General features: G+C 40.6%; 15 protein-coding genes and 1 tRNA gene. 9 read left to right on the forward strand and 7 right to left on the reverse strand.

All coding sequences use genetic code 11. The annotated features are described in order from the left end of the window. Positions 1–113: 113 nt before the first annotated feature. The 7 genes from LC605_RS06200 (at position 114) to LC605_RS06230 (ending at position 12522) form a co-directional block, all read left to right on the forward strand. Positions 114–542 (forward strand): DUF3110 domain-containing protein, encoded by a 429-nt coding sequence (locus LC605_RS06200; protein ID WP_229546689.1) that lies wholly within the window; start codon positions 114–116, stop codon positions 540–542. A gap of 132 nt (positions 543–674) precedes the next feature. Then, positions 675–1604 (forward strand): N-acetylmuramic acid 6-phosphate etherase, encoded by a 930-nt coding sequence (gene murQ / locus LC605_RS06205; protein ID WP_229546690.1) that lies wholly within the window; start codon positions 675–677, stop codon positions 1602–1604. Between the two features lie 728 nt (positions 1605–2332). Next, a complete protein-coding gene (locus tag LC605_RS06210; protein ID WP_229546691.1) occupies positions 2333–3535 on the forward strand; it encodes a response regulator in 1203 nt (400 codons plus the stop codon). Between the two features lie 942 nt (positions 3536–4477). Then, complete coding sequence (locus tag LC605_RS06215; RefSeq protein ID WP_229546692.1) at positions 4478–4843, forward strand: response regulator transcription factor; 366 nt, start codon at positions 4478–4480, stop codon at positions 4841–4843. A 100-nt stretch (positions 4844–4943) separates the two neighbouring features. After that, positions 4944–5435: a chemotaxis protein CheW gene (locus LC605_RS06220; RefSeq protein WP_229546693.1), complete on the forward strand. Its 492-nt coding sequence runs from the start codon at positions 4944–4946 to the stop codon at positions 5433–5435. 108 nt (positions 5436–5543) lie between these two features. Continuing rightward, positions 5544–8852, forward strand: a complete 3309-nt coding sequence (locus tag LC605_RS06225) for a GAF domain-containing protein (RefSeq protein ID WP_229546694.1) — start codon at positions 5544–5546, stop codon at positions 8850–8852. A 40-nt stretch (positions 8853–8892) separates the two neighbouring features. Further along, a complete protein-coding gene (locus tag LC605_RS06230) occupies positions 8893–12522 on the forward strand; it encodes a hybrid sensor histidine kinase/response regulator (RefSeq protein ID WP_229546695.1) in 3630 nt (1209 codons plus the stop codon). 433 nt (positions 12523–12955) lie between these two features. On the opposite strand, the gene LC605_RS06235 is transcribed toward LC605_RS06230, so the two are convergent. The 3 genes from LC605_RS06235 to LC605_RS06245 form a co-directional block, all read right to left on the reverse strand. Continuing rightward, positions 12956–13849: an ABC transporter permease gene (locus LC605_RS06235; protein WP_229546696.1), complete on the reverse strand. Its 894-nt coding sequence runs from the start codon at positions 13847–13849 to the stop codon at positions 12956–12958. Positions 13850–13888: 39 nt separating this feature from the next. Then, the gene (locus LC605_RS06240; protein ID WP_229546697.1) at positions 13889–14974 is read right to left on the reverse strand and encodes a PotD/PotF family extracellular solute-binding protein; all 1086 of its coding nucleotides are present in this window, start codon (positions 14972–14974) and stop codon (positions 13889–13891) included. A gap of 223 nt (positions 14975–15197) precedes the next feature. Beyond that, entirely contained in the window at positions 15198–16325 is a 1128-nt protein-coding gene (locus tag LC605_RS06245; RefSeq protein WP_229546698.1) for an ABC transporter ATP-binding protein, read from the reverse strand. Positions 16326–16518: 193 nt separating this feature from the next. Between LC605_RS06245 and mrdA the strand changes: the two genes are divergently transcribed. Further along, a complete protein-coding gene (gene mrdA, locus LC605_RS06250) occupies positions 16519–18312 on the forward strand; it encodes a penicillin-binding protein 2 (RefSeq protein ID WP_229546699.1) in 1794 nt (597 codons plus the stop codon). Here the strand turns inward: mrdA and LC605_RS06255 are convergent. Beyond that, entirely contained in the window at positions 18303–19409 is a 1107-nt protein-coding gene (locus LC605_RS06255; RefSeq protein ID WP_229546700.1) for an alpha/beta fold hydrolase, read from the reverse strand. The genes mrdA and LC605_RS06255 overlap by 10 nt on opposite strands. A gap of 281 nt (positions 19410–19690) precedes the next feature. Further along, positions 19691–20203 carry a cyclic pyranopterin monophosphate synthase MoaC gene (moaC, locus tag LC605_RS06260; protein WP_229546701.1) on the reverse strand — a complete coding sequence of 171 codons (513 nt, stop codon included), beginning with the start codon at positions 20201–20203 and terminating at the stop codon, positions 19691–19693. A gap of 34 nt (positions 20204–20237) precedes the next feature. Here moaC and LC605_RS06265 point away from each other — a divergent pair. Beyond that, positions 20238–20311: transfer RNA gene (locus tag LC605_RS06265), tRNA-Arg, on the forward strand. 508 nt (positions 20312–20819) lie between these two features. Here LC605_RS06265 and LC605_RS06270 read toward each other — a convergent pair. Both LC605_RS06270 and LC605_RS06275 read right to left on the reverse strand, forming a co-directional pair. After that, positions 20820–21833 carry a glycosyltransferase family 2 protein gene (locus tag LC605_RS06270; RefSeq protein WP_229546702.1) on the reverse strand — a complete coding sequence of 338 codons (1014 nt, stop codon included), beginning with the start codon at positions 21831–21833 and terminating at the stop codon, positions 20820–20822. 14 nt (positions 21834–21847) lie between these two features. Continuing rightward, positions 21848–22642, reverse strand: a complete 795-nt coding sequence (locus LC605_RS06275; RefSeq protein WP_229546703.1) for a C40 family peptidase — start codon at positions 22640–22642, stop codon at positions 21848–21850. Positions 22643–22651: the final 9 nt, after the last annotated feature.

Here is a 22651-nt window from a genome sequence, read left to right on the forward strand (position 1 = left end):
GCAAATCCCAAAGACGAATAAGACCGCCCCTGAGTTCAATGATGTTGGAGACCTTCCAACCTCAGCGAAACAGGTTGGGGTACTTCACTATGAATAGACCTTAAAAAAGACAAATGATTACACCAATGCGTGTTTTTGTGTTGATTTTTAATGCTAGAACGGAAAATGAGGGGATTCACACGATTCGGGAGGGCGATCGCAATAAAATTCTGATGTTCGAGTCAGAAGACGACGCGACGCGCTTTGCCCTGATGTTAGAAGCTCAGGATTTCCCCTCACCTACACCAGAGCCAATCGATGCTGAGGAAATCAAGGAATTTTGCGAAAGTGCTGGATATGAATGGGAAATCATCCCAGAAAACAGCAATTTAGTTGTCACTCCCCCACAACTGAACGTGGAAGAAACTGACTGGCAAGCAGATGCCCAGAAGGAGGATACTGTTGAAGATACCTTCCCTGTAAACCAACAGCCATTAGAAGAACCAGAATTGTCTGATTCTGAACTAGAGAAGATGCGGCGCAAATTGGAAGGATTGTTGTAATTAGTCATTAGTCATTAGTCCTTGGTCATTGGTAAAAAGTCATTAGCCACTGGTCGCTAACTGACTAATGACAATGGACATAGCGCTCAAAAGGTGGCTTCCCGTAGGGTAGGACAAAGGATCAAAGGACAAATGACAAACTTTCAGGAACGCGGACATCTTTTAACCGAACTGGTAAATCCTAACAGTCTGAACTTAGATCAGCTTAGTTCTCTGGAATTGGTGGAACTGTTTAATAACGAAGACCAAAAGGCTGTCGCAGCAGTTGCGGCGGCGAAAATTCAGTTAGCAGAGGCAATTGATATCACCGCAGAGCGTTTACGCCACGGAGGACACCTATTTTATATCGGCGCAGGGACAAGCGGTCGGTTAGGGGTGTTAGATGCTGCTGAGTGTCCGCCGACTTTTTGTACACCCCCAGAGTTGGTACAGGGGATTATTGCTGGTGGTGCTGGCGCACTGGTACGCAGTTCTGAAGATTTAGAAGACAGTATTGAAGATGGCGAGGCTGCGATCGCTGGGCGACACATTACCCAGCTAGATGTAGTAGTTGGCATTACGGCTGGTGGTACAACGCCATTTGTCCACGGTGCGCTTCATGCTGCCCGTCAGCGAGGAGCCACAACTATTTTTATCGCCTGTGTTCCGGCTGAACAAGTTAGCTTTGATGCTGATGTTGACATTCGCCTATTGACAGGGGCAGAGATCATCGCCGGCTCAACTCGTTTAAAAGCTGGTACAGCCACGAAGTTAGCTTTAAATATCCTTTCCACTGGAGTAATGGTGAAGCTAGGCAAAGTGTATGGCAATCGCATGGTGGATGTGGCGGTAACAAATCAAAAATTACGCGATCGCGCTTTGCGAATTTTGCAAGACCTCACAGGTTTAAGTCGGGAAACTGCTGGTTTTTTACTAGAACGTAGTGGTAAGTGGGTCAAGCTAGCCCTATTGATGCACTGGACTGGTTTGGAAAAAGACGAGGGCGATCGGCTTCTTTCAGAACACCAAAGTAATCTCAGGGCAGCCGTTGTGAGTTATCAAAATCAAAAGCAACTTGAATAAGTACAATATTTCATAAATTCGTAGCGAATTCTCTTTGCGTTCCTACCCTACGGGAAGGCGAAGCGCCTATGCGCTTCCCTTTGCGCCCCTACCCTGCGGGAAGGCGAGGCGCCTATGCGTTTAAATTTCAACCCTCAATTCACCACGATTTTATGCTGCATCTGTACTTAGTCCGCGCAGGCGGACGAAAGCCTGTATAGCCAGGAATTCCATTCGCCAAGGCTTAAGTTGACACCTATGAGCATTGCTGTGCCCCTAGGGCGTAGTCTATTTACCCGAAAATAGTTGGAAATAAAAATCCGGGCTTCTACGGAGATAATTGTCCGTAAAGATTATTAAAATAATATATCAATACTGAATTCATTTTAATGATGTGGACTATACCCAACTACATGAGTTACGAAATATTAGCAGAAAAACAAAGCCATACATAAGCCTTACTTTTAATAATCTTGATTTAGGCTGCTATAGGACTCCTCCTTGATTTTTGAACAAAACTTAGTACACCTTTATTCTTTTTTCCCTGTTGCCTATTCCCTATTCCCTCTCTCTACGAGTAATTTAAAAAATATAGAACTTACGCCTAAAAATAATATGCCAGTTGCGTAAGTCCTAAATTAAATCGGATTGCTATCCAAATGCATTTACACTTATTGATATGTCTGCTGACCACTATATAGCTAGTGTGGGTTTTTCAAAAGCTGGCTTTTTTATCAAAGGAACAAAGTATGACCCACCCGGAACTTATTTTTTCAGATAACCTAATTAATGAATTTAAAACTTGTACTCAACTACAATTCAATGGCGAATTAAACATTAAAAGTTCAAAGGGTAGCCAATGGACTTTTTACTATCGACTGGGACGGATAGTTTGGGCAACAGGAGGAACTCATCCCTTCCGGCGCTGGCGTAGACATATAGCCCAAAATTGCCCCCAAATTGATGTTGATAAGTTGCATTTGTGTTTACAAGACGTATCAATTGATTGCTGGGATTACCGCCTTCTAGAAAAATTTTATAAAACACAGAAAATTCAGAGAGAACAAATTAACTCTATTACAGAAAATACCATAGTAGAACTATTATTTGATCTAGCTCTGCAAGGAAATTTTGGTTCCATAAGTTACAATCGCAGCCAAAAAGTTATCTTAGAAACACCGATGAGCTTTACAAGTGCAGAAACCTCTGTAAAGCAAATGCAAGAGTCGTGGAAAATTTGGTCAGAAGCTGGTTTAGCAAGTTTTTCTCCTGACTTGGCACCTATTTTGCGACGACCAACGCAACTCCAGGAGATGGTAAGTCCATTTGTCTACAAAAACTTTGTGACTTTAATCAACGGCAAATTTACTCTGCGAGATTTAGCCGTCAAAATGAATCAGAGTGTACTAACACTCACGCGTTCATTGCTTCCCTATATTCTGAAAGGAATCATCGAATTGGTGGAAGTACCTGACATTCCCTTAGTAGTGACTGAGGTCAACAACAAGTCTATTACTGAACAAGCAAAGAAACCCATAGCTCCATTAATAGCCTGCGTGGATGATAGCCCTCAAGTTTGTAAAATGCTAGAAGATATTATCACTTCCAATGGACTGAGATTTGTCAAGATTCAAGATGCTGTACAAGCTCTCCCAACCCTTATTCAGGATAAACCAGACCTGATTTTTTTAGATTTGATTATGCCAGTCGCCAGTGGTTACGAAATTTGCACTCAGTTGCGACGAATACCTGCCTTTGCCAAGACACCAATAATTATATTAACAGGTAGTGATGGTCTTTTAGATAGAGTTCGTGCCAAAGTAGTTGGTTCTACAGATTTCCTCACTAAACCTGTAGTAGCTGATAAGGTAATGGCTATACTACGTAAGTATTTACCTACGCCGAGTATATCCATCAACAACGGTACATCCAACTTAGAGGTTTGTAATTAGGCAATTAAAAGTCATCAGATAATTGGATTAACTTGAAAACTTTATTCCTAAACATTAGAGGTTGTTTGAAAAGTCCTCTTGTTGCTAGCAAAACGTTCTGGCGTGGGTTAGGGAGGATCAATAAGTGCCTCAAGTCAGAGTGAAATACTTTTCAAACATCCTCTTAGAGACCATTTATAAACTAAACCTTAAATTGTCGGGTGCGTTACGCGCTGCTTTAACGCACCTGGAGATATAGTGCCCTGCGGCTAAATTAGACTTTCTCAAACCCTCAAATTCCTACACAGCCGTAACACACCCTACTTAATATTTACTTTATAAATCAATACACTTGGGTTAAGCATTTCCTCCTTCTCTTTCTCTCTTCTCTCTGTGTTCTCTGCGCCTCTGTGGTTCGTAAAAAAAAAGAGTTCCAGCCCTTTTGTGAACTGTATTACTTTATAAATAGGCTCTTAGGCTATCGCTCAATAACAGCTATAACAAAAATTTTATAATCTATCGAATTTTCCACCTCAGTAAAAATTAAATGTTTGAGGTGATAAAACTACTTTTTTTTACAAAAAAATGGATTAACTTCTATTTGTTAGGTACTTTTTCTGAGGTTAATACATCAAGATGGAATCAAAATTAGACAAATACAATTTTTGTATTTATAGCAGCCCTATTTGACTTGTGAAATAGTGTTTATGGCAAAGAGTTTAGGGGCTAGCGAAGTCGAGGTATTACGAATTACGCGAAGCGGTATTAGGGCGTGTTTTCAAACTACTCCTTTAGCTTCCTAACTTTTGAATCCTCCTAAATCTCCCTTAAAAGGGGGAGATTGGGGGGTTCTAAGACTTGGCAAACAGTCCCTAGTTTCTTCCATATCTTTGTTCAGGAATCATTTAGAATTTGTATGTCCAATTTGTTTACATTCTGAGAAAAGTTTAACGAGTAATTGCCATGAATACAGTTTTAGTTGTTGAAGATGGCTTAACCGATATGGAAATAATCAGCTGTTACTTGCAACAGGCAGGTTATTCTGTGATTAGCGCCACAAGTAGTGAAGAGGTTCAAGACAAAATAGATAAAAATAAGCCAGACCTAATATTTCTCGACGTAATTTTACCGGGTAAAAGTGGTTTTGAAATTTGCCGAGAATTAAAAAATGACCCCAAAACTAGCAAAATACCTGTAGTTTTTTGCTCTACAAAAAACAGTGATGTAGATAAAATATGGGGTAATATGTTGGGCGCTGATGGTTATTTATCAAAACCAATTGTTCGAGAAGAATTAGTGGTAATTTTGAAGGAGTTGATTAATAAGTAGTAATGCAATAAATAGTCAATAAAAGTCACTACTTCAAAATCAAATACTAATTGGAATTAGTGGCTAAAAATAAATAATCAAGAGCAAAGGATCAATAACTTTGGAAACCAAAGAAAAGTTTTTAAGTTTTAATTTGGGAGTAAGGGATACAGCCGTAATTTCGTTACAACACATCACAGAAGTTTTGCAAGTATCATTACCAGAAATATGTGGCGTTCCTCAAATGCCTAGTAGCGTCTTAGGTATTTATAACTGGCGCGGTGAGATGCTTTGGTTGGTAGATTTAGAGGCAATGTTAGGTTATCCTCCAATTTCCCCAGGATCAAATTTACTTTCAATAATGATGGCGATTGTTCTGGAAAATAAAGGTAAGTATTTAGGACTATTGGTACGACAGCTTATAGATATTGAATGGCTGGATACTAAGCAAATTAAATCTGCAACTCCTGAATTAGTCTATCCTAAAATATCGCCTTTTTTACGGGGATACTTTATTAATGATTCAGAGGATATGATTTTTAATTTGGATGCAATAAAGATTGTTGAAGCTCCCATATGGGAGATGAATAATCGAATATTTGTTAATGGTTGATTAGGCATAATATTGTGACAACCACTAATACTTTATGACCAAACACTAGTTAATTATTAGCTGCTAAATATCAAATTCCTACCCCTAAAAAACTTTGAGGTTAATTAAATGACAATCGTGAATAAAAAGACGAATGTAAATGAACATCTAATTTCTGAGTTAGAAAATCAGAATGTTAACGCTAATATAACAAATATTGCTAGCAATGAAATATCTTTATCAAATGCGATCGCAGAGGAATTTAAACTTTGGCGAGGACGGTTGCGAGATATCACAACTCATATGCGCCAAGCTCCAGATATTAATACTCTACTCCAAGTCACTGTAACGCAAATTAGAGAAAAGATTAGCTGCGATCGCGCCTTAATTTATCAGTTTACTTCTCTAGAATCAGGTAATATTTTAGCAGAATCCAAAACACTAGGTTGGACACCGACTTTAGGCGAAAATATTCCCGGAATTATTTTTGGTTTATATACTAATCAAGACTATATAGAATCTGTAGTTATTGACGATATCAATCAGATACAACTTACACCTTATCAAAAGCAACTGCTAGAGAAATTTCAAATTCAAGCTAGTTTGAGTTTACCGATTGTAGCAGAAGGTAAAATATGGGGGTTACTGTCAGTAAATAATTGCTGCTCAACGCGGCATTGGCAAGAGGTAGAAATTACTTTATTATCTCAAATTACGACAGAGTTAACTTACAAATTACAGAGCTTTGAATTTCACAAAGAGCTGCAAAATCAAACACAGGCAAAGAAATCAGTAGCTAAAGTTATTGGAAAAATTATTCACGGATCAAATCTTGATAAGATATTCCAAACAACCACTCAAGAAATCCGCCAATTCCTACGATGCGATCGCGTGGGTATTTATCGCTTCAAATCAGACTGGAGTGGCGAATTTGTGGCTGAGTCAGTGGGTAATGGTTTGATAAAAATGGTCAGCCCTGATTTTAAAATGATCTGGGAAGATAGTCACTTGCAAGATACTCAAGGAGGACGTTTTGCCAAAGGTGAAAGTCTTGTGGTCAAAGACATCTATAAAATGCGTCATGCTCAATGCTACCTTGATATTTTAGAACAGTATGAAATGAAGGCTTACATCATTGCGCCTATATTCATTGGTGAGAAATTATGGGGCTTGCTGGCAGCTTATCAAAGTTCTGGGGCGCGTGACTGGCAACCTTGGGAAGAAAGTTTTTTGACTCAGATTTGCTTGCAATTTAGTGTCGCTATCTCACGAGGAGAATATCTAGAACAAGTGCAAACAAAATCTGATCAACTAACTCAGATAGTTGAACAAGAGAAAGCTTTTACTAAGATAGTCAACCGCATCCGCCAATCTTTAGATGTAGATAGCGTCTTCAAAACAACCACTCAAGAAGTGCGTCAATCACTACGATGCGATCGCGTCGCAGTCTATCGCTTTAACCCTGACTGGGGTGGCGAATTTGTGGCTGAGTCTGTAAGTACCGGTTGGACAAAACTGGTAGGCCCTGATATTAAAACCGTTTTAGACGATACCTACTTGCAAGAAACTAAGGGAGGTAGGTATATCAGAGGTGAAAACTTTATTGTTAATGACATCTATGAAGTAGGGCTTACTCCCTGCCACATTGAGATTTTAGAGCAGTTTGAAGCCAAAGCTTACATAATTGTTCCTATATTCTTTGGGGATAAATTGTGGGGTTTGCTGGCAGCTTATCAAAATTCTGGCCCCCGTGAATGGCAAACCTGGGAAGTTAACTTTTTGGTTCAGATTAGCTTGCAATTTACCCTAGCTAAATCACAGATAGATTATTTGGAATTAGTGCAGGTGAAATCTGAGAAACTAGCTCAGATAGCGGAACAAGAGAAAGCTGTCACCAAAATCAGTAACCGCATCCGGCAATCTTTAGATGTAGAAGAAATCTTCAAAACAACCACTCAAGAAGTAAGGCAATTACTGCGATGCGATCGCGTCGCAATTTATCGTTTCAACCCTGACTGGGGTGGCGAATTTGTGTCTGAGTCTGTGGGTAATAGTTGGACAAAACTGGTAGGCCCTGGTATTAAAACCGTTTTAGACGATACCTACTTGCAAGAAACTCAGGGAGGTAGATATGTCCGAGGTGAAAACTTTATTGTTAATGACATCTATGAAGTAGGGCTTAGTCCCTGCCACATTGAAATTTTAGAGCAGTTTGAAGCCAAAGCTTACATAATTGTTCCTGTATTCGCTGGGGAACAATTGTGGGGATTGCTGGCAGCTTATCAAAATTCTGGAACTCGTGATTGGGAAGAATCGCAAGCCACTTTGCTAGCACGTATTGGTAGCCAGTTAGGACTGGCATTACAACAGACCGAATATTTGCAACAAGTAGAAGCGCAGTCAGCAAAATTAGCAGAAGCAGCAAGACGAGAAAAGGCAGCCAAAGAGCTACTACAACAACGGTCTATCCAACTCCTAACAGCCGTTAGACCCGCCCTTAACGGCGACTTAACAGTACGCGCACCAATTACAGAAGACGAGCTAGGCACGATCGCCGACGCTTATAATAATACCCTGCAAGCATTGCGGCAAATCGTTATTCAGGTACAGTCCGCTGCTCAACAAGTTGCCCAAACTTCCAGCAATAGCGACGCTTCACTAGCGGGACTGACCAATTTGGCACAACACCAATTTGAGGAAATTACGGCAGCTTTAGGTGACATTCAACAGATGCAGGACTCTACTCAAGCTGTAGTAGCGAATGCTGAGTTAGTTCAAGTAGCAGTCAAACAAGCCAATCAAACCGTAGAGTCTGGCGATATCGCCATGAACCAGACTGTAAAAGCAATCCAAGGAATTCGTGAAACCGTTGCTCAAACTAGCAAAAAGATTAAACGCCTCAGCGAATCCTCGCAAAAAATCTCCAAAGTGGTGAATTTGATTGGTAATTTTGCCACACAGACAAACGTCCTCGCTCTGAATGCAGCCATTGAAGCCACGCGCGCGGGTGAATATGGTAAAGGCTTTGCAGTTGTAGCTGATGAAGTCCGTTCTTTATCTCGCCAGTCAGCAGCAGCAACCATCGAAATCGAAAAATTAGTCCAGGAGATTCAAGCAGAAACCGGAGAAGTTGCAGTAGCGATGGAAACTGGCATTCAACAAGTGGTAGAAGGCACAAATCTTGTCAATCACACTCGCCAAAACTTAAATGCGATCGTTTCTGCAACTGCCGAAATTACTCAGCTAATCGAGCGAATTACCGCAGCGACTCAGAAACAAATGACCCAATCTGTAACAGTAACAAAATCAATGCAAGATGTAGCAGAAATTGCTAATAAAACTTTTGGTGAATCTCAAGAAATTGCTACTGTATTCCAAGATTTATCAGGAATGGCCTATGAGTTATTAACAACTGCTAGTAACTTTAAGACGAGTTAGGAGTTAGGAGTTAGGAGTTAGGAGTTAGGAGTTAGGAGTTATGATTACAGATAACGAAATTCGCGAACAAGGATACATCTACTTTCTGGCTGAAGCCCCGGAATTAGTCCAAATTATTGAACAAGAACTATTTAGCTTGTCGGAAGGTTATAGCATTGCTAAAGTTCATAACTTAATGCGGGCTACTCATACACTTAAAGGTGGTGCTGCTAATGTTGGTCTAGAAGTAATTAAGATAATCGCCCATTTTTTAGAAGATGTATTTAAGGCTCTCTATAGCCCAAATGTGGTATTTGATGCCGAATTACAAACACTTTTACTACAAGCTCATGAGTGTCTTAGTATAGCATTAAATACCGAGCTAATAGGCAATACTGTTAATGATGAAGAACTGCTTAATCGAGCCAGTTCAGTGTTTGCACATTTGCAAGAAAAACTGGGTGATGACTTTGGTGCTGACTTTCATATTCCAACTTCTGAAGAATTGGGATTTGATATTGTGCAGTCCGTTTTTGAATTAGGTGTAGAGCAACGTCTAAACACTATTGTTGAAGCTGTTAACAATCCACCAAATAGTCACGAATTCATCGAGTTATTACACTCTCAAGCTGAAGTGTTTGTCGGCTTGGCAGAATCTCTAAATTTACCTGGTTTGGGAGAAATTTCCCAAACCATTCTATCAGCGCTGCAAGCAAATCCCAGCCAAGTGCAGCAAATTGCAGAAATTGGTCTTGCAGATTTACAACAAGCACAAAAATTGGTATTACAAGGCGATCGCACATCTGGTGGAGAACCTTCTTTGCGTTTACGAAAACTCACAACGGTGGCAAATAATGAGTTATCTGAAGAACTGCAAAATAATTCATCTGCTACCACATTTCTCTTCAACGAAGAACCATTTTACCAATTTCTCACTACATCTGATCACAATAAAAATGAATCAGTCAACCCAACAACTGCCAAGTTTTATTTAAAAGTAATTCGTTACATTTTTGGTTGGTTTAATCACCAGATGGAAACACCAGGGCCAGAAATAAATTTGTCTTTACTGGTTCCCAAATTAGAAAGGCAAAATCTAGTTAATTATATCGGAACCTGGCTGAAAGAGTTTCTCGATTTTGTCCAAGATGAACAAGATAGTCAAAGTCTTTGTATTTATCGACATGGTATTATCTTAATCATCCTATTTGCAGTTGCAAAATTTCAATATTATATTAAACCATCTGACAGCTATCTCTCGGTAATTAAGATATTAAAAAGCCAAATTAGTACATTAGCAAAAGAATATAAAAATCATCCTCCTATTACTGGTGAAGAGAAAAATTGGCTTGATAGTCCCAAGCTACAAACACTCTTAGTTTTTAAAGAAATATCTAAATCTGTGTCTTCTCAAGCAACTGATAACTTACTAGAAGCAATATGGGGAAAAGAACCTAGCCAAAATCTTGCTACTGAAGTCGTGACTACCCAGACTGATAATTCTTCAACAAAGCTTGATTCATTAATTGTTAATGAGCAGGTAGTTATAGATATTTCTGAAACAGCTATTAAAGTCATGCCTGAGTTAGCTACACAAATCAAGAATGAAATAGAAGATAAATCACAGTATATTCAAACTAAAAATTCTCGCCAATCTTCATTTATTCGAGTAGATACAGATAGACTGCAACACCTAAATTATCTAGCTGGGGAATTGTTGATTTACCAAAAACAGCGTAACTTGCAAGATAAAAAAGTCAAAGAAGTAATTGAGCAACTAACACAGCAACTCACTAGACATCAAAAAAAAATCGACGAATTACGTTATTTACCATTACAAATACAAAACATTTCCTCACAACAAACGCCAGATTTTAGAGTGAAATTTGACTCTCTAGAAATGGATGTATATACAGAATTTCATATGACATTGCATGAAGCAACAGAAGAGACACTACAACTACAAGAAACTACAGAGTCTCTTGACTTGCTGATGACGCAAGCTGCTCAATTTAGTGAGAAAAAAGAGAATTTAATTCTTAATATTATTGATAGCTTAGTAGAAGCACGAACGTTACCTTTGGGCAATATATTGAATCGGTTCCCCCATATGGTAAATAAGTTTGGAAATATTTGTGGCAAACTTGTAGAATTAAAACTTGCTGGTACTGAAGTACTAGTAGATAAAGCGATCGCAGAAAAGCTTTACGATCCTTTATTACACTTGGTGCGTAATGCTTTTGACCACGGGATTGAAGCTCCGCAAGTTCGCCGAGAGCTTGGTAAACCAGAACAAGGTTTAATCGAAATCTGCGCCTATCATCAGGGTAGCCAAACTGTTATTGAAGTTCGGGATGATGGTGAGGGATTAAATTTAGACAGAATTCGCCAAAAAGCTGTTGAACTTTATCCCATGCAAACTGAACAAAAAACTATAAAATATGCTTATAATCTGACTGATCATGAACTTTTAGATTTGATATTTTCACCTGGATTCACTACTGCTGGTAAAGTGACTGAAATCTCTGGGCGCGGTATGGGTTTAGATATTGTGCGTACTCAAATGCACGCACTCAACGGCTCAATTTCAGTTCAATCCTTACCCAAAAAAGGAACAATATTCATCCTCAAAATTCCTTTTTCTATGACTACAGAAAAATTAATGTTAGTTCAATCAAAAGGTGTTGTTTATGCCCTGATTTTGGACAATATCGAAAAAATATTGATTCCTTCTGAACAACAGATTAAAGAAATTGATGGCAAAAAAGTCTTACATTGCAATATAGACAATGATGAGACTATGGTCAGCCTCCATCAACTTTCAAAGTTGATTGATTATAATGATTTATTCTTTAATAGTCCTATTCCATGCAACAGATCAAATACTTATGACCCAAGCATCGCCAAAAATCCGGTGCTTTTGCTACGAAAAAATCAGGGAAAGGTTGCTTTAGAAGTTGACCAAATAATTGGTGAACAAGAGCTGGTAATTAGACCTTTAGGAAATGCGATCGCACCGCCAAAATACATTTATGGTTGTAGTAGTTTAGCCAACGGTAATCTCATCTTAGTGATTGATGCTTCATTGCTGGTGGAGTCTAGGGAGATTCAACAAACAACACTTGATATCATGGCGTTACCAATAGCTTCTTCCTCAAATCAAAAAGCCTTATCGATATCGGGAAATACTTTTTCACCCACACCATTACCTGCTGCACCTATTCCCACAATAACTATAGAAACCCAACCCAGTTATTCTCCAGAGGTAGGTAATAAATCACCAAAAGTTATTTTAGTAGTAGATGACGCAATTAGTCTCCGACAAACTATCTCTCTGACTTTGCAAAAATCTGGCTATCAAGTAATACAAGCTCAAAATGGTGTAGAAGCTTTTGATAAGTTACAGTTACATCCTGAAGTTCAAGTTGTAGTCTCCGATTTAGAAATGCCACGAATGAATGGGTTTGAGTTATTGAGCAATTGTCGTCTAGACCCAACTTTAGCAAAAATACCTATAATTATTCTCACATCTCGCAGTGCTGAAAAACATCGTCAGCTTGCTCATGAATTGGGTGCAAAGGCATACTTAACTAAGCCTTATTTAGAGTATGAGTTTCTCTCTATTATTGAAGGGTTAATTAACAGTAATATAGGTAATTTGAAAAATTCACTTATGGTGACAAATCATTGATAGTTTGGGAAATGTCATCGCCTTAATTACCTGGTAGATTATTTTGGTCTAAGTAGAGCGACGCAAATAAAGCTAACTGGCTAAGGCTGTCATTTGTCCTTCGTCATTTGTCCTTCGTCATTTGTCATTTGTCATTTGTCATTTGTCATTTGTCCTTCGTCATTTATAAGGCAATACGGTTCACAAAAGGGCTGAAACTCTTTTTTTTACGTAGACGCAAACGCGAGTACGTCTGGTAAGAGTTGCGGCTTGCCGCAGGCTACCACAGAGGCGCAGAGAACACAGAGAGAAAGAGAAGGAGGAAATGCTTAACCCAAGTGTATTGATTTATAAGGGTTTAAGGTCTATTTATGTTTCGTAATATAGTTTGGTTTATTCTTACCAACTTACTTACACCTAGAGAAAGTAAATACTGTGCTAATCGTTCAAAAGTTTAGCGTTTGGGTGTAGCGTCACCAAACTTAATCAAAAGTGCGATCGCAATACTAACAAGCAAAATTAACGTTACACTCAAGGCTGAACCAAATCCCCAATTTTGTGTTGCTCCAAGAAACTGGTTATAAACTAATCGCGCCGCCGTCATACTAGAAGCACCACCAAGTAATTCAGGATCGACAAAATCCCCCAAGCCTGTGATGAATACAAGCATAGAAGCAGCTGCAATTCCAGGCAAAATTTGCGGTACAGTTACTTGGCAAAAAGTTTCCATAGGATTTGCACCTAAATCAGCCGCAGCTTCTAGTAACCGCTTGTCTAGCTTTTCGAGAGAAGCATATAAAATCAAAACCATATAGGGTAACAAGCTGTAACTCATGCCAATAAATACAGCTTGACTATTGTTAAGTAATTCCAATGTAGGCAAGCCTAAATTACTTAGCAAACTGTTCAATAAACCAGTAGGACGAAGAATTGTAATCCAAGCATAGGAGCGAAGTAAAGAGGAAGTCCACAAAGGTAAGACAAAGCCTAATAGCAGCAAATTTCGCCAACGCTTTGGCGCTATCTGAGTAATCCAATAGGCAACAGGGAAGCCCAAAATTAAACAAATTATGGTGGTGCCAAACGCAAAAAATAGCGATCGCACGATTACTTGCACATAAAGAGGGTCAAATACTCGGATGTAGTTTTTGAATCCATTGGGATTAACTATATCCCCCGGTCGGATATCTGCAACTAAACTTAACTCGAAAATTATCAAAGTTGGCAGCACCAAGAAAAGCAATAACCAAACCCCAGATGGTGCCAGCAATACCAAGGGTTGGAGCCAATTTACTCCTGAACGATGCAATTTTTCTATTTTAGAAATATCATTTTTTTCAAAACTCATCACTCCTAACTCCTAACTCCTAACTCCCAACTCTTTTATTTAGCTACTAGTTAATTGAGTCCAATAGCGATCGTAAACTTCTTCAAATTCTGCTACAGGAGTAACACGTTCACAGTTTTTTAAAAGTGACTCTGGCGGAAACAAATTAACGTTGTTTTGTATTGTTTTTGGCAATTGTTCAAATCCGGCGCTATTAGGCGTAGAAATATTCAGGCGTTGACTGATTTGGGCTGCTATTTCTGGTTGCAAAATCATGTTAATCCAAGCATAAGCTCCAGCTTGGTTGGGGGCTGTTTTGGGAATTACAATAGTGTCTGTCCATAATGAAGAACCACTGCGAGGAATTACATATTTGAGTTTAGGGTTTTCTTGAGAAATTTTCACTGCATCTGCTGAATAACACATTGCCAATAGTAAATCTCCCGCCAGAATTTGATTTTGCCAAGCGTCGGTGTCAAAACGTGCGATCGCAGGTTTTAGCACCTTCAACTTTTCATAAGCTTGTTTGATTTCTTGTTCATTTTTGGAGTTGTAAGAATAACCTAGCATTCGTAACGTCGCGCCCATCACTTCTCGAACATCATTAAGCAAAGTCATCCGTTGATTAAGTTGCTCTTGATTTTGCCAAAGGTAATCCCAGTCTTGTGGTGCATCTTTGATTTTTTCAGAATTGTAAACTAAACCTGTTGTCCCCCAGTTAAAAGGGATACTGTAGCGGTTATTGAGGTCATAGCTAGGATTCTGAAAACGGGGGAATAAATTCTCTAAACCGATTAAGCGATCGTGATTTATTTCTGTTAATAAACCTTTGTCTACCATTTTCTGCACCATGTAATCAGATGGGTTTATGATGCTGTAAGTACCACCGCCTCCAGCTTGCAACTTAGCCAGCATGACATCATTGGAATCATACACATCTGCTACCACTTTCATGCCAGTTTGAGTGCTAAAAGTTTTCAGTAATTGGTTGTCGGTATATTGCGTCCACGTGAAGATATAAAGTTGATCAAGTTGACCAGAAGTATTAGAATTAGTACGTACTTCAGCCAGTCTCCAGCCACAACTAGTTAAAGATAAGCTAGAAAGCGCTGTCATCCCTTTTAAAAATTGGCGTCTGTTGGTCATAAGGCAATACGGTTCACAAAAGGGCTGAAACTCTTTTTTTTACGAACCACAGAGGCGCAGAGAACACAGAGAGAAGAGAGAAGAGAGAAGGAGGAAATGCTTAACCCAAGTGTATTGAGTCATAAGGTAGATTATTTATAATAATTCGTAATACCTCGGCTTACTTCGACTACGCTCAGTACAAGTCCCTCGGCACAAGTTCGTAATTCGTAATTACTAATTATTATTGACTAATAGCTAAACAATCATTTTTTGCCCACCAAGCGTAGATGGGCGTGTCCCGGTCTGGTAAAGCGCCAAAAGTATTAGGTTGCAACACATTGATCCTAATACCATTTGTTAATTCCATAACATAATTAACGTGTGTTCCCAAATACATAACATTGACAAGCCGGCCTTCAAAGCAGTTAGCTGGCAAATTGGGTGGATAAAGCGAAAGTTGTATTTTTTCGGGGCGCACACTCACTACCACAGCTTGTGATAATTCAGATGGTGTATCTTCAGCGCGGCTAATAACAATTAAGAGTCCCGTTTTCGTCGAAATTTGCACATTATACGAGTCTACCGCGACAATTTCACCGCTAAAAAAATTAGTATCGCCAATAAAATCAGCAACAAAGGATGTTTGGGGACGTTCGTAAATTTGGCTGGGAGTACCAACCTGTTCAATTTTGCCTTGGTTCATCACAGCAATGCGATCGCTCAAAGATAACGCTTCTTCCTGGTCGTGCGTTACCATCACAAAGGTCAATCCCAAATCGTTGTGTAAATTTGATAACTCAACCTGCATTTCCTTACGTAGTTTTAAATCTAACGCCCCTAAAGGTTCATCCAGTAGTACGACGGTAGGACGATTAACTAGGGCCCTTGCTAAAGCGACTCGCTGCTGTTGACCACCAGAAAGTTGATTGGGAAAGCGCGATCGTAAACTTTCCATTTTCACGAGTTTTAAAGCTTCTTGGACTCTAGCTTCAATTTTTGATTTGGGTATTTTTTTTAACCTCAGTCCAAAGGCGATATTATCCCAGATATTTAGGTGGTTAAATAGAGCGTAACTTTGAAATACAGTATTGACGGGTCGGCGGTAAGGCGGCACATTAGTCATAGACTGACCCTGAATCAACACTTTGCCAGCGTCAGCGATTTCAAACCCAGCAATTAGGCGCAGTGTTGTTGTTTTACCACAACCAGAGGGGCCTAAAATACTAAAAAATTCTCCTTGTCTGACATCCAAGTCGATTCCATTTACTGCTGGTTCTTGGTTAAAAAACTTAAACACATTACGCAATTCAACATCAAGTGGCTGAAAAGTTGTTATCCCCCTTTGATTCTGCATGACAATTTGAGCCATAATCTTCAGTAGAATGCCGTGATCTTACGTTATTTTGTCAACTGATGTAGTCTCTTGGGCAGACTAGATTTGACACTTTGGTTTATTGTATCCGCCAAAAACAGTTGTTCAAGAATATACTCGCCCGACTCTTTAGTAATTGCTAAAAGGCTGGCTACGGTTGCATTTATTAATTTTTAATTTTGAATCGCTTATGTTCCCATCACTTGGTAGCAAAAAAGATACACGTACCGTTGGACGTGGTTTCCAACCAATATTTTTAATCGTATTTACTCTATTAATGACCTCTGGGATTGGGGCGCGTTTGGCATATTTGCAAATTGTTGAAGGGCCAAAACTCCGGAAGCGAGCTGAAGCGAACCGAATTCGGATGATTCTCAAACAACCGGAACGGGGCAATATTTTTGACCGAAATGGCAAGCTTTTAGCCAGTACTCGCTATCCTAGCTCTGTATATTTGTGGCCGATGGCACATACTAAGCCTTCCTGGTCTGTAGTTGGCCCGCGTTTAGCGCAAATTCTCAACATTCCCCAAGATGAGATGGAAAAGAAATTAGAATTAGCCGGTGCTAATTCTTCTTCACTCATCCGGGTTGCTCGTGATCTAAATGAGGCAGAAATTACGGCATTAAAGGAGTATAAAAATGAACTCCCAGATGTGGAAATTAATACAGATTCTGTACGTTATTATCCCCACGGCAAGGAATTTGCTCATGTACTAGGTTATACGCGGGAGTTGACCGCCGATCAGTTAAAGGACAAGAAGGAGGAAGGCTACCGCCTGGGAGATGTCATCGGTCAGATGGGGGTGGAAAAGGCTTATGAGAAAGTGTTGCGGGGTGAATGGGGGGGTCAGCAGGTAGAAGTAGATGGTGCGGGTAGACCAATTCGGGTGTTGGGAGAGAAACAGGCAAAAGCTGGTAACGATTTACACCTGACCATAGATTTGAATGTGCAAAAGGCAGCCCAAAAAGCTTTAGGAAATTATCGAGGTGCGATCGCCGCAATTGATCCGAAGAATGGTGCTGTTTTAGCAATGGTATCTTACCCCACCTTTGACCCAAATATCTTCTCCAAACAAAAACTCTCCCAGAAAGATTGGGAAAGCGTGCAAGGTAAAGATCATCCCTTGATCAATCGTGCCCTAAGTGCCTTTCCACCCGCCAGTACGTTCAAAATTGTGACCACAACAGCTGGACTGGAATCAGGTCAATTTTCTCCTGACTCAATATTACAGACCTTTGGTTCCCTGACTATTGGTGGTGTGACTTTTGGTGAGTGGAACCACGCCGGATTCGGGCCATTAGGATTTCCCGGAGCGATCGCAATGAGTAGTGATACTTTTTTCTATCAAGTTGGTAGAAAAGTTGGTGGCCCAACCTTAATCGAATGGAGTCGCAAATACGGATTTGGTCAAAAAACCGGCATCGAATTTCCCAACGAAGAATCAAAAGGCTTGGTTCCAGATGAAGCATGGAAGCAGAAAGTTTTGAAAACACCTTGGACTGTAGGCGATACCATTAATATCTCAATTGGTCAAGGCGCTTTGCAAACGACACCCCTGCAAGTGGCGATTATGTTTTCTGTCCCTGCCAATGGCGGGTATCGAGTTCAGCCGCATTTGCTCAAAGACAACGAAGAGGCAAAAAGTTGGCGAGAATCCTTAAATATGAAGCCGGAAACCATCAAAGTTCTCCGCGACGGACTACGGAAGGTGGTGAGTGAGGGTACAGGTAAGCGCTTAGACGTGCCCACAATTGCCCCAGCATCTGGAAAGAGTGGTACTGCTGAAGCTGGTGTTGGTCGGCCAAATCATACTTGGTTTGGTGCTTATGCTCCCACTAATAAGCCGGAAATTGTGGTTGTGGCTTTTGGGGAAAATTCTGGCGAACATGGTGGTACTATTTGTGGGCCGATGGTTTTACAAGTGCTAGAAGCTTATTTTCAGCATAAGTATCCAGGTAAGTATCAAAAACCTCACCAATAAGCGCAATTTCCGCCACAGGAAAACTCTAGAATTGCTTTAGTTACCGCTTCTGGTTGTTCGGTGGCAACTAATGTACTTGCTTGAGGAATTTCTAAATATTTAAAGTCAGGACGAATTCGTCGAAATTGCTCTGCTTTATCTGGTTTGATGGGAGGATTCGCTGGTATAGGCTTGTAATCTGCACCAAAAATTGCCAGTACGGGAACTTTAACATTTTTACTAGTTTCGGCAAAAGTACGGAAAAACTGACCGAAAATAAATGCATAACTAATCCAGCGTTGTTCGATATTGGGACGCTGAATCAGTGCTTCTTCAATAAAAATATCGCCGTTTTTCTCCAAAAAAGATGGTTGAGAAAATGAGGCTTGGCTAAATGGTCTGATGTTGGCTGGTAACAAAAGATTAACCCATATGCTTGCATCATCGGTGTTTAATGCTTGCTGGTATGCTTGATTTTGAGCTTGTGTCGGTGGTGAGGCAAGAGTATTAATACCATTGGGAGAGATAATTACTAATGATTTGACTAAATATGGCTTTTGCGAGGCAACTTTTAATCCACTGAGGGTAGTTGTACCAGTAGTCACTATATGTGCTGGACGACGCACCACTTCCCTGAGAAAATCCTCAATAAACTGGTCAATTTTTTCAAAATTGTAGGTAGTTTTTGGTTTCGCAGAACGACCGATCCCTGGTAAATCCATGATGTATACGGCAGCACCTGTTTTATCTAATGATGATAGGAGTTGGCGAAATTGCCGATGACTAGCTCCACCAAAAATACCGTGGAACAACACAATCGGAGTAGCATTTTTGGAACTTGATTTTAATGGTTCTCTAAATGCGATCGCACCAAAATCTTTCAGTTCTACACTCTTGTCAAGTAGTGATTTTAACTCCTCTGAAGCAGGTATACCTTCTTGCGAAACAACCCGCGCTAGTATTTTATTATCCTCTTCGGTGACTCTGGCAGAGGGTATTATCCCTGGAGGTTGTTGTGCTATCAGTGGTGTCGTAAATACCATCATCAAGCCCAAAAAACCTAACAGAAAATATAACAATATCTTCCATACCTTCGATAAGTTATTTATCTGATTCATTTTTCTCACCAATCAAATTTTATCGTTGTGTTGATTGCAGGCGCACTTACTGCATCAGCGCTTCGGATGGCAATCTGAGAATAAGGGAGTTACTTAGTACAGCTTTGCATAAAATCGTGGTGAATTGAGGGTTGAAATTTAAACGCATAGGCGCCTCGCCTTCCCGCAGGGTAGGGGCGCAAAGGGAAGCGCATAGGCGCTTCGCCTTCCCGTAGGGTAGGAACGCAAAGAGAATTCGCTACGAATTTATGAAATATTCTACTTAGTTTATGACGGATGAATTATTGCTGGTCTGGCAAAGAATAATCTCCTGATTTCCCGCCACTCTTACTTATTAAACGAATTGATTCAATTTGAATCGACTTTTCTAAGGCTTTTGCCATATCGTATAAAGTCAGGGCAGCCACAGAAACCGCAGTTAAGGCTTCCATTTCTACACCAGTTTCAGCTTTGGTTTTGACTATGGCTTGAATTTGATAACCAGGTAGTTGCGGATCGGGTATAATTTCAACTGCGATTTTTTGCAAAGGCAAGGGATGACACAGGGGAATTAAAGTCGCTGTTTGCTTGGCTGCCATAATCCCAGCCAATCTTGCAGTTGCCAACACATCCCCTTTTGGAACATTTCCGGCTTGAATGGCAGCGAAAGTTGCCGGCAGCATCCGCACACTGGCCGCGGCTACTGCTTGGCGGACGGTGGATGCTTTATCAGATACATCTACCATCTGTGCCTGTCCTTGGCGATCTAAATGGGTTAAGTTGGCAAAATTAGATGGAAAATTATCTTGCGCCATTTCGTTAGAACGTGTTAATATAGATTATCGGTGAGGGCGTGTAGCTCAGTGGACTAGAGCACGTGGCTACGGACCACGGTGTCGGGGGTTCGAATCCCTCCTCGCCCGTTTTTAAAAGTTAAGAGTTGAAAGTTAGGAGTGAGGAGTTAAATTTCCTTACTCCTAACTTTTAAGTTTTTCAAGGCGTAGGCATTTGGAGCTAAACCTAGTGCAAAGGGGAGCGATTTTGATTGGTCTTTACTCCACTGGGTGAGGAAGAATTTTTTTATTTGGAAGTCCCTTAGTACAGATGCAGCATAAAATCGTGGTGAATTGAGGGTTGAAATTTAAACGCATAGGCGCCTCGCCTTCCCGTAGGGTAGGGGCGCAAAGGGAAGCGCATAGGCGCTTCGCCTTCCCGTAGGGTAGGAACGCAAAGAGAATTCGCTACGAATTAATGCAAAGCTGTACTTAGTGTACCCCACCACCACCTTCAGCGATCGCCTCAATTCGGTCTGTTTTTTCATTTGTGTGTAAAAATACTGAATTCCTGCGTATTACTTGAATTTGGGGTTTATATCTTATGTGACAACAGAGGGAAAAAGCAAGCTAGGAAAGATATTTTCTCGCTTTTGCCTTAGTTAACATTTTTTGTTACCACCTCTCGCACGCGATAGATAGGTCGTCCTTGGGATTCATGGTATGTACGCATGAGCAATTCTGCCAAAAGTCCGAAGCAAAACAACTGCACTCCAGTTACTAGTAGGAGAACTGCTAAAATCAGTAAAGGGCGATTGCCAATCATTTCACCGAAAGCCAATTTGACGAAAGTCAAGTAAATTCCGATCGCTGTCCCCGATACCATTGAAATTAAGCCTAACAGCCCAAAAACGTGCATTGGGCGGGTGAGGAATCTTTTCATAAAGAGAATGGTTAACAAATCCATCAACACCCGGAATGTGCGCCAAATTCCATATTTACTGCGACCAAAGCGACGGGCGTGATGACGCACGGGTACTTCAGTAATTCTCGCACCTTCGATGTACGCCAAAGCAGGTAAAAATCGGTGTAATTCCCCGTAGAGATTCATATCTGCCAACAGTTCTGCACGATAGGCTTTTAATGAACAGCCATAGTCATGAATATTTACACTAGTGGTACGCCGAATTAGCCAATTGGCAATTTTGGAAGGAAGTAACCGATTTACAGCACCATCTTGGCGTTTTTGCCGCCAACCACTTACTAAATCGTAACCCTCATCCAACTTTGCTAATAACATGGGAATATCAGCCGGGTCATTCTGGAGATCAGCATCTAAAGTGACGATCGCTTTTCCGACTGCATAGTAAAATCCAGCAGCCATCGCCGCAGTTTGTCCATAGTTACGACGCAAAATTACCGCCTTTAAATCAGTGCGAATTTGCGCCTGTACTTTGAGAAATTTCCCAGAACCATCTGTAGAACCATCATCCACACAAATGATTTCATAATTTATCTGACTAGAGGATAAAGTAGATGCGATCGCTTCTAGTAAAAGCGGCAAACTTTCCACCTCATTATGTATCGGCAGCACCACCGAAACATCTGGGACAATAGCTGAAATCGCCCCATTCTCTTCACTCACCCCTTGATCAATCAACCCACTCCTCATACACCTCAGCGTCCTCAGCGTCTCTGTGGTTCGTAACTCTTGATAACTCTACCAGCACCCCGCACCTGCTGATAGTACGACTGACTAACCGCATCTCCCTGTTCCGAGAGAACATCAATCCCAATCCCATCGCGTCCCTGGTCTTTCCCAGAACTATGGATATAAAAACCATCGGCCAAATAAAGCCCAACATGGGTTGCTTTTTGGCCAGTTCCAAAAAATACTAGATCACCCGCGACTAATTCTGCAATCGTAATTGGTTGAGTGAACCCTTGCTGCTGATATGCATCTCTAGGTAGCCAAATACCCACCGAAGCAAAGGCCGCCTGTATCAACCCAGAACAGTCATAATTTGGCCCAACCGTACCACCCCAAAGATAATAATTTGACTGTTCCATCGCTTTTTGAGTAAAGGCGATGACCTCTGGTAAGAGTTTTTTAATCTCAGATTCAGAAAATGTTGCAGCCTGATAAAGTACAGTAGCAGGTTGTAATAAACCCCAATCTGAAAGGGATACCCACCCTGGATAGTCATCTTCTCGCAAATACACCTCAACCGCCCAATCCTGATAATTTGATGTTACCCACAAATGTCGCCCAGATGCGGCTTGAGTTGCCAAGCGTGTACATTCAGAAGAATCATATAAGTTCAGGTCAGCTAGACACTGATACTCTTGGGATTTGGGACTTCGGCTTCTCTCCGAGACGCTACGCGTAGCTTGCTTAAGAGCAGGGGTACGCTCAGTCGAAGGATTTGGGACTTCGGCTTCGTTCAGTCGAAGGATTTGGGATTTTAGATTAAAGGACATTATTCGAGA

This window comes from Nostoc sp. CHAB 5836, from assembly GCF_020829445.1.
Taxonomy (GTDB): domain Bacteria; phylum Cyanobacteriota; class Cyanobacteriia; order Cyanobacteriales; family Nostocaceae; genus Nostoc.

Bases quoted from the DNA above. Each gene is read 5' to 3' on its own strand.
- LC605_RS06245 (WP_229546698.1), bottom strand. From the start codon at position 16,325: ATGGCTCAAATTGTCATGCAGAATCAAAGGGGGATAACAACTTTTCAG.
- moaC (WP_229546701.1), bottom strand. From the start codon at position 20,203: ATGGCGCAAGATAATTTTCCATCTAATTTTGCCAACTTAACCCATTTA.
- mrdA (WP_229546699.1), top strand. From the start codon at position 16,519: ATGTTCCCATCACTTGGTAGCAAAAAAGATACACGTACCGTTGGACGT.
- LC605_RS06230 (WP_229546695.1), top strand. From the start codon at position 8,893: ATGATTACAGATAACGAAATTCGCGAACAAGGATACATCTACTTTCTG.
- LC605_RS06275 (WP_229546703.1), bottom strand. From the start codon at position 22,642: ATGTCCTTTAATCTAAAATCCCAAATCCTTCGACTGAACGAAGCCGAA.
- LC605_RS06200 (WP_229546689.1), top strand. From the start codon at position 114: ATGATTACACCAATGCGTGTTTTTGTGTTGATTTTTAATGCTAGAACG.
- LC605_RS06235 (WP_229546696.1), bottom strand. From the start codon at position 13,849: ATGAGTTTTGAAAAAAATGATATTTCTAAAATAGAAAAATTGCATCGT.
- murQ (WP_229546690.1), top strand. From the start codon at position 675: ATGACAAACTTTCAGGAACGCGGACATCTTTTAACCGAACTGGTAAAT.
- LC605_RS06240 (WP_229546697.1), bottom strand. From the start codon at position 14,974: ATGACCAACAGACGCCAATTTTTAAAAGGGATGACAGCGCTTTCTAGC.
- LC605_RS06255 (WP_229546700.1), bottom strand. From the start codon at position 19,409: ATGAATCAGATAAATAACTTATCGAAGGTATGGAAGATATTGTTATAT.
- LC605_RS06225 (WP_229546694.1), top strand. From the start codon at position 5,544: ATGACAATCGTGAATAAAAAGACGAATGTAAATGAACATCTAATTTCT.
- LC605_RS06215 (WP_229546692.1), top strand. From the start codon at position 4,478: ATGAATACAGTTTTAGTTGTTGAAGATGGCTTAACCGATATGGAAATA.
- LC605_RS06210 (WP_229546691.1), top strand. From the start codon at position 2,333: ATGACCCACCCGGAACTTATTTTTTCAGATAACCTAATTAATGAATTT.
- LC605_RS06270 (WP_229546702.1), bottom strand. From the start codon at position 21,833: ATGAGGAGTGGGTTGATTGATCAAGGGGTGAGTGAAGAGAATGGGGCG.